This is a genomic window from Serratia sp. A07 (assembly GCF_058725505.1).
Window position 1 is genome coordinate 1 of record NZ_JBZXDO010000131.1, and the last position, 2,067, is coordinate 2,067.

At 53.2% G+C, this 2,067-nt stretch carries 1 protein-coding gene and 1 pseudogene; both read left to right on the forward strand.

The window, feature by feature from the left end; genetic code table 11:
- Window positions 1–571, forward strand: a pseudogene (locus tag AC4PR2_RS28500) (Replication protein); the annotation flags it as partial.
- Window positions 572–1,663: 1,092 nt separating this feature from the next.
- Window positions 1,664–2,067 (forward strand): ParA family protein (locus tag AC4PR2_RS28505; RefSeq protein WP_492176003.1); only part of this gene is annotated, 404 nt, incomplete at its 3' end.

Here is a 2,067-nt window from a genome sequence, read left to right on the forward strand (position 1 = left end):
CAGTGACTCGGGGCAAAACAAGCCGCTGCGGCTGTGGCTGACGGATAAATTCTTCACCAGCCGGGGTATCGGCGTGGAAGAAATCCGTCAATGGCTGAACCAATACCGGCTTTGGGCCATCAGGAACGGCCTGACGGAAACGCTCAGGCAGAAGTACGAGCGTCACCTGCTGCGCATTAACCGCCTGGGTATCGACATCGAGCGCAAGCACTCGCTGAAAAACCGCCTGAAGCAAATCAAGCGCTGGGTAGTGAGTCCCGACCTGCAGAACCTAAAAAAAGAGGCCGAATCGGCCATCGAGAACGAACTGGCCAGACGCCAGCAGAACGAACACCGCCTTGACACCCTGCTGAACGACACGGCCGATACCATCAAACAGTTGGCCAGCGCCAAACGGCGCCAGCAGAACGGCTTCTACCAGGCCTGGGTGCACTGGTCGATGCAGGGCTCGCCCATTCAGGCAATGCAGCTGGAAGCCACGCTCAAGCGCGAACAGCCGGGGCTGCTGACGGAGAACCCCGAGGCCTACTATCGCCTGCTGCTGGAGCGCGCCGGCGCCCTGCCTGCCTGACCCAAATCTCGCCAACGACTGTCTCTGACGCCCACCCTGCCGGCCACCGCCTGCGGGGCGTTTCCCGTGGGCGCAATCCAGGAACACGACCGCCGGACACGCGCCGGCAGCTTGATACCGCCCCAAAACCCGCTCACCCCACAACAAAAAACGCCGATGTCGACCACCGGCCAGGCCGTGCAGCTTCGGCAATATCATTAACTTCGTCATTAACTTCGAACAAGCAGTTAACTTCGAACACATCGACCGCATGCTGATTAACTTCGAACATTACTTCTGAACAAAACAAGCCCTTTAAAAAGGGAGTATTCATCGCACCGGCTGACGCCAGTGCAGGTGTAGTACCTCCCTCACGTTGTTCGGGCAAAACCATACGCTGCAGAAAAACTGCCTACTGTCGCTAAACTAGTCACTCATGAAAACCGCTCCCATGCCCACCTGGCCAACACAGAAACAGGCTCGTGCAGAAATCACCTGGTCAGACCCCGATTTAGTCAAAACCGACCCGCGAACACCGAACTATTCGCCGGACTCTGCAGCTCTTCAGCACCGAACCTCACCACCGCATCATTGGCACGACCACCAAACACCTGACCCACCCTGAAAAGCGCCGCCGCCCCCCGGCCAACGGCCGGGGAACTGTGTCGCTTTTATGATGAGTGTTGTAACTAAAATATTGGGTGTCGCTGTAGGTGGTGGCGCTTTGGGGTTTGCTGTACACGCCCGTAAGCGCCCTTGCAGGCCGCTAACGCGGAGATACGCCCCGCCTCTGGCGGGACCACTCCGACGGCGTAATGTCGCTTCAGTGTAGCTTTGCGTGGAGTTGGCTTTGCAGGGCAGTGGGTGGGTGCGGTGAAACCTATCAAACCCGAACCGGCTTCGCCGGGCTACCGGCGCCCCTTGCCTGTGGGTGTCCTTTTTGGCTGAAGCTGGCGCCTTCATGCGCGGGGCGCATTAGACCGTTATGTGAACGCAAAACAGTATTTTATCAAATTATCAAAATAATATTTTATAAAAAAAATAAAAAGATATTTTGTTATTTTATTTTTATGCTAAAATAAATACGTGAAGGTATATGTCAGAGAGGTATTTATGATAACTGTTATTGGCTCAAATAAAGGTGGATCTTCAAAGAGCACCACTGCAACAAACGTTGCAATTGCATTAGCTATGCGTGGTAAAGATGTATGCCTTTTAGATTCTGATCTTCAGTCATCAGCAGCTAAATGGCATGCTACGCGTGAAGAGGCCGATCTAACGCCGCGCATAACTTTGATTCAAAAATATGGAAACATCAGCCAGACATTACGGCAGTTAGATGAAAAATTTGACCATGTGATAGTAGATCTCGCTGGTCGCAACAGCCGTGAATTAGCTAATGCGGGAGCTGTAGCTGATGTAATAATTGCTCCACATCTTTGTTCACAGTTTGATTTGGACACTTTGGAGGAGCTAGAAAATCAGCTGGAGGCTTGGAGAGACCTCAATCCTGATTT